We start from the raw sequence: 6,207 nt of genomic DNA, 5'->3' as shown, positions 1-6,207 counted from the left end.
TCGTCGCCAGCGGCGCGCCGCCCTCGTTGGTGAGGCGTATATAGTCGGCGCCCATCCAAAGTGTCAACAACGATTTCGGTCTTTTTTGAATTTTTTGCGACGAAAGATTGCGGCGCCGATTTTCGGTAGCCGACTTCCGCGGCGGCATGGGGATAACAAAGCCGAACATCGCCACGGAGCCCTATTGCCGCCGCATTGCGGTTTGACACCAAGGCCAACGAAGCTGGCGCAGCACCACCGGCGCGGCGCCTTACAAGAGACTGTAAGAGAGCCACTAAGAGAGAAGTATGACTGGGGATCTCGGCCGAAGCCAGCCGCTTCGTTGACTTCGCCCGCCGTGACAGGCAAATGTCATGGCCACAACAAAAGCGACAAGCCGTCCCGCCCGGGGAAGAAGCAGCCTTTCTGGATGCCAGATACGGAAAATGTCATAGCCGAACTCGGCAACGAGCCGCCGCTGATTGCGGACGGTCGCAGTGGCCCGCCCGACCGGCGCGAGGTTTCGGCGCGCTGGCTGTCGGGCACTTTTCTTACCGGCGTGACGTCGAGCGTGCTGATGGGTGTGGCGCTGTTCGCAGCCCTCGACGGCCGTCAGCAATTGGCGACGCCGCCCGAAATCGCCGAACTGATCAGCCTTGCGAGAGGCGACGATTCCGGCGAGATCGCCAAGACTACCAGGCTGGTGGCGCCGCGCCAGATCGCCAAGGCCAAGGACCGCCGGCGCATGGAAGTGCCGATGGTGACCAAGGTCGGCGACCGCGATGTCATCCACACCATGCCTTTCGTGCAGATCAAGATGGCGCTTGCCGCCGGGCACACGACCAGCCGCGCCTATCCGCCTTTCAATCCGATGCAGGTGTTTGGCGACGACCGCGACGGCAATGCCGGTCAGCCGGCGACCGCCGCCGCAGGCCAGATCTATGGCGCCAAGGTCGAAAGCGAGTTGAGCCTGAAAACGGTCGATTTCCCAATCGAGACGGCAGCGTTCGACGAAAAGAGTGACTTGTCCGCCGACGAGGTGGAAAAGGTGGTGCGCGAGGCCGGCACGGGTCTGAGCGACGGCGCCGTGCAGGTCGCATCGCTGCATTATGTCGACCCGCAGCGATTCGGCGATGCATTCGCCGAGAGCATGGCCGGCTCCTACGACGTCAGGATCGTTCCGGAAAACGTCTCGGTGTCGCCGCGTGCTGCCCCCGACGATCAGGCGCCGGCCTTCGCCGAGGAGATCATCCCCTTCACCAGGGACCGCAACATCGTCGAGGCTTTCGCCGATTCGGGCTATACCGGCGAGGACGCCACCGGTATGGCCGAGGCGATCGCCAAATTGCTGAATGCGACAGCGCTCAAGGCGGGAACCGTGCTGCGCGTCGGCCTCGAGATCCATGGCGACGCCGCCAAGGTCGTTCGCACCGGCATCTACGACAGGGCCCAGCATATCGTCACCATCGCGCTCGATGATCACGGCCAATATGTGCCGGCGCAGGAGCCGGAGCCCAATCCCGAATTGCTGACCGCGTTCGATGATTCGCCGCCGGTGGTGGTGCGCGGCAATCTGCCGAACGTCTATGACGGCATCTACCGCGCCGCCTACTCCTACGGCATGTCCAAGGCGATGACCAAGCGGCTGATCAAGCTCCTGGCGTCCGGCGTCGATTTCCAGTCGCGGCTCAATCCGTCGGACCGCATCGAGGTGCTGTTCTCGCAGCCGGATGGCGACGACCGGGCATCCGACGAATCCGAGCTGCTCTATGTCTCGGCGAGCTTCGGCGGCACGACGCGTAATTTCTACCGGTTCCAGATGCAGGACGGCAGCACCGACTATTTCGACGAGGACGGCCGCAGCGCCCAGCAATTCCTGCTGCGCAATCCCCTGCCCGCAGGAAAATTCCGCTCCGGCTTCGGTGCCCGCAGGCATCCGATCCTCGGCTATGTGCGCTTGCATACCGGCGTCGATTGGTCAGCCGCCATCGGCACGCCGATCATCGCCGCCGGCAACGGTGTCGTCGAGAAGGCCGGCTGGGCCGGCGGCTATGGCAAACAGATCATCCTCCGTCACGCCAATGGCTACGAGACCTCCTACAATCACCAGAGCGCATTTGCCAAAGGCATCGCGCCGGGCGTGCGCGTCCGCCAAGGCCAGACCATCGGCTTTCTCGGCCAGACCGGCCTCGCCACCGGTCCGCATCTCCACTACGAGCTGATCGTCAACGGCACCAAGGTCGACCCGATGCGCGTTCGCCTGCCGGTCGGCAAGGTGCTGAAGGGCGACGACCTCGTTGCCTTCAAGCGCGAGCGCGGGCGCATCGATGATCTGCTCAAGCAGGAAGACAATGATTCGCTGAAGGTCGCGAGCGCCAAGATTGAAGGCTGAGCTGAGTTGGGCCTGGCTGCTCAGCGCTGCGGAGCCTCGGATCCACGCGGCCATGGCAGTCGCTCGCCGGAAACAGTTGTCCACGCCACGATCGCCGAGAGCAGGCAAAGCAGCGCGGTCACCAAGGCGACTGCTGCGAACGCTGCGTCGCTGGCGGCAAGCCTTGCTGCATCGACATCCGGCGCCGGTTCGCCGAAACCCGGAATGCCGGATGCGGCACCGCTGTTCAGCACGGCTGCATAGACCCAGGCCGCCAGTGACCCCATCGCCGCCACTGCGATCAGGCCGCCAATGCGCGAGACGGCATTGTTGATTCCCGAGGCAGCACCGGTATCCTTGTCCTCGACCGCCGTCATCACCGCCGTCGACAGCGGCGACACCACCAGCGCCATGCCGAGCCCCATCAGCGCCATCAGCGGAAACACGCCCCACCAGAAACTGTGGAAGCCAGCATAGGCCAGCACGGCAAGCCCGGCAAAGGCGACAGCGACGACGAGACTGCCGCTGGCGATCGGAAAACGCGGACCGATCCGGTCGGACCACTGGCCGACCGGCCCCGACAACAGCGCGATCAAGACCGACAGCGGCAGGAAGATGAAGCCGACCTCGGCGGCGCTCAGCCCCCATCCGGCGATAAGCAGCATCGGCAGATAGAACAGGTTGGCCGACAGTGCGAAATAGAGGAAGAAGGTCGCCACATTGGCGCCGGCGAAGGCGCCGACCCGAAACAGCGAGAGATCGATCATCGGTTCGCGCTGGCGGCGCTCGAAGACAATGAACACGATGAGCAGCACCGCGCCGGCGGCAATGCTCGGGCCGGACATTTGCCCCTCGCCCTCTGCACTCATCGAAGTCAAGCCGTAGGCAAGCGCTCCGAACGCCAAGGTGGCGAGTGCAGCGCCGCCGAGATCGAGGCTGCGCCTTTCGGTCGGCGCGTCGGCCGGGACCTTGGCGAGAAGATAGATCGAGACAAGACCAAGCGGCAGATTGACCGCGAAGATCACCCGCCAGATGCCGTCGCCGAAGGCCGACAAGACTACGCCGCCCAGCACCGGGCCAAGCGCCGTCGTCAGCGCCGAGGCTGCCGCCCAGATGCCGATCGCCCTGCCGCGCTCCTTCTTCGGATAGGCCTTGGCGATAATAGCGAGGCTGCCTGGCACCATGATGGCAGCACCGATGCCCTGGATGGCGCGAAACGCAATGAGCATTGGTGGATTCGGCGCCACCGCGCAGACAAGCGAGGCGGCAATGAACAGCGCGATGCCTGCCACGAAAGCATGCCGCAGGCCAAAACGGTCGCCGGCGGCGCCGCCAACAAGGATGAGTGCCGAAAGCGTCAGCGCATAGGCGTTTGAAATCCACTGCGCCTCGGCGAAACTGGCGCCAAGATCGACGCGGATCGCCGGCGTGGCGATGGCCAGGATCGAGCCGTCGATGAAGCCAAGCGCGGAAGCCAGGATCGCCGCGATCAGCACGAACCTGCGTCGCGATTGCGGGCAGAACGTATCGGCCGGCAGCTGCTTGACCAGGGGGACGGCTTCGGCGCCGACTTCGCTTGGAGAACGCATGAAGCCTGCTTAGACCTCCTATGCGCCGGCAACAACCGGCCAAAGGGTTGCTGTCGTTGAAACCAGAACAGGATCACGTCGCCCAAAGAGCCTGCTCCCGGGTTGGCCCAAGACTGCGCGATGATTTGGGATAGGGCTCAGTCGATGAATTCCACCGTGACCCCCGGCGACACGATTTTTGCCAGTTCGCGCGCGTCCCAATTGGTCAGCCGCACGCAGCCATGACTTTCGGTCTTGCCGATCTTGGAGGGGTCGGGTGTGCCGTGAATGCCGTAGGTCGGCTTGTCCAGCGCAATCCAGACCGAGCCGACGGGGCCGTTCGGGCCCGGCGGGATGGTCAGGATCTTGTTGTTTTCGCCCTGCTTGAAATTGATGTTCGGATTGTAGGTGTAGTTCGGGTCGAGAGCGACCCGCGACACCGCATGCGTGCCGGTGGGTGAAGGCGTGTCCGCCGAGCCGATGGTGGCTGGATAGGCCGCGATCAGCTTTCCCGACGCGTCATAGGCGCGGGCCTGCTTCTTGCCCTTGTCAGCGATGATGCGTGCCACCGGCGTGGCCACCAGCCTGCCGAAATTGGCGACCTTGATGATCGTGCCGGGACGGTTGAAATTGGCTTCCGGATTGAGCGCCTCCAGATAGTTCTCGTCCATGTGGAACCGCTCGGCCAGCGCTTCGGTGACTGAGGTGTAGCTCAGCCGTTCGAGTTGCGCCTTCTGGCCGTAGTCTTCCGGCACCGAGGCGACATAGGGGCCGGCCGCATCCTCGGGCGTGATGCTGTAGGAGGCGAAGGCATCGCCGCCGGATTGCTCAAGCGCCGCCTGGATGCCGACCACATCGGTCGACCGCAGATTGCTGCCGGTGATCTCGTTATAGGCGGCGAGCGCCTTGTCGACATTCGAGCCGAAGCGTCCGTCGACGACGCCGGGCGAAGCGCCGGCGCGGTCGAGCAGCACTTGCAGCGCCGCGACCTCCTGGCGTGCACCGAGTGAAAGCGACGGATCGACGACAATCTTCCCGTCGATCTTTGGCGGCAGTGCCGCCTGGTCGCCCGGCGCCGTCGGTTCGACCGGTTCGATCGCAGCCTCGTTGAGCGGCTGGCGCTTGACGGTGCGCGGCCTTACCGGCTGCGGCGCTTCCGGATAATTGTTGCCATAGTTGCCGCCATCCACCGGTGCTTCGGGAAAAGCGTCCACCGGATCGCCGTAGGGATCATATTCCTCGACCGGCGGTACGACGATCAGGCCCTCCTCTTCCAATTGCCTGCGGCGCAAGCGCGCCGTGTCGTCCGGATCGTCGAGATAATAGCGGTCGTCCTCGACCGGTCCGAGATTGCGCAAGCCCTCGCGGCGGAGTGCGCGGCGATCGAACCTGGTCTGCGGCGGCTGGATGGCGAGCACCTTGCCGGTTTCCGTATCGACGATGACGCGGTTTCCTCTGGCGTCGTAGTAGACGTCGAAATCGCCGTTCTGGGCGACCAGCACAGCATGGCCATCCGCGGCTCGGGCATCCGCGGCGCGGGCAGATCGCGGCGCGATGTCCTGCGTCGGCGCGGCCATTACACTCGAAGAAAGCAGCCCGGCGGCGAACGCCGAAAGGGTGAAGATCGTGCGGAACATGCTGGCCAAATTCTCCGGTCCGTAATTGCCGCCGCCCGGCGTTGTCTCTTTAGAGCGCCGCGCGTCCCTTCGGACGCGCAGGGACGCTCTAACACTTAAAAAACTCCGCATCATGCTTTCCGAAAATCCAATTCGATTTTCGGGCCTTTGCGGCAGGCGAACCCTTCGCCAGCAAATCAGTTGCCAACCATAAGGTTCCAACATGAACCGGGCATGAAGATGGCGGATTTCTGGCGGCCTGGAGCAAGAACACTAGCTGGCGGCGAATCCCAATTCCTTGCGCGCCTGCTTCGTCAGCTTGAGCACGACAAGGCGGTGGCTTTCGCGCAGATAGTCTTTTAGCGCGTCATCGTCCATGCTTTGGCTTGTCTGGCGCTGGATCCATTTCATGCCGCGTGAGGCAAGATAGGGCGCGGGCCGAAGGCCCGGCTGTTCCTTCAAGATGTCATAAGCGATGTCGGAGCATTTGAAGGTGACGAACGGCTCCTTGCCATCGCTCCAACCGCCGATCGCAAAGACCTTGGCTCCGACTTTCCAGACATGAGCACCGCCCCACTGGACGACATGGGTCGCCGACGGCAGCGAGGCGCAGAAGCTGTTGTAGTCGTCCAACGTCATCTGCGCCCCCGTTTAATTTTTTGATTATGCGGCG

The 6,207-nt window shown here is 63.6% G+C and carries 4 protein-coding genes; 1 reads left to right on the top strand and 3 read right to left on the bottom strand.

The annotated features are described in order from the left end of the window. Positions 1–409: 409 nt before the first annotated feature. Positions 410–2,371 carry a M23 family metallopeptidase gene (locus AC0L3D_RS31925; protein ID WP_023797309.1) on the top strand — a complete coding sequence of 654 codons (1,962 nt, stop codon included), beginning with the start codon at positions 410–412 and terminating at the stop codon, positions 2,369–2,371. 20 nt (positions 2,372–2,391) lie between these two features. On the opposite strand, the gene AC0L3D_RS31920 is transcribed toward AC0L3D_RS31925, so the two are convergent. From AC0L3D_RS31920 to AC0L3D_RS31910, 3 genes are all read right to left on the bottom strand, one after another. Continuing rightward, positions 2,392–3,939: an MFS transporter gene (locus AC0L3D_RS31920; RefSeq protein WP_473630121.1), complete on the bottom strand. Its 1,548-nt coding sequence runs from the start codon at positions 3,937–3,939 to the stop codon at positions 2,392–2,394. 137 nt (positions 3,940–4,076) lie between these two features. Then, entirely contained in the window at positions 4,077–5,555 is a 1,479-nt protein-coding gene (locus AC0L3D_RS31915; protein WP_473647031.1) for a L,D-transpeptidase family protein, read from the bottom strand. Positions 5,556–5,807: 252 nt separating this feature from the next. Beyond that, the gene (locus AC0L3D_RS31910) at positions 5,808–6,173 is read right to left on the bottom strand and encodes an MmcQ/YjbR family DNA-binding protein (RefSeq protein ID WP_027153335.1); all 366 of its coding nucleotides are present in this window, start codon (positions 6,171–6,173) and stop codon (positions 5,808–5,810) included. Positions 6,174–6,207: the final 34 nt, after the last annotated feature.

This window comes from Mesorhizobium sp. WSM4837, from assembly GCF_055811435.1.
Note: the sequence above shows the minus strand (reverse complement) of the source record. Positions and strands in the feature narration are given on the sequence as shown.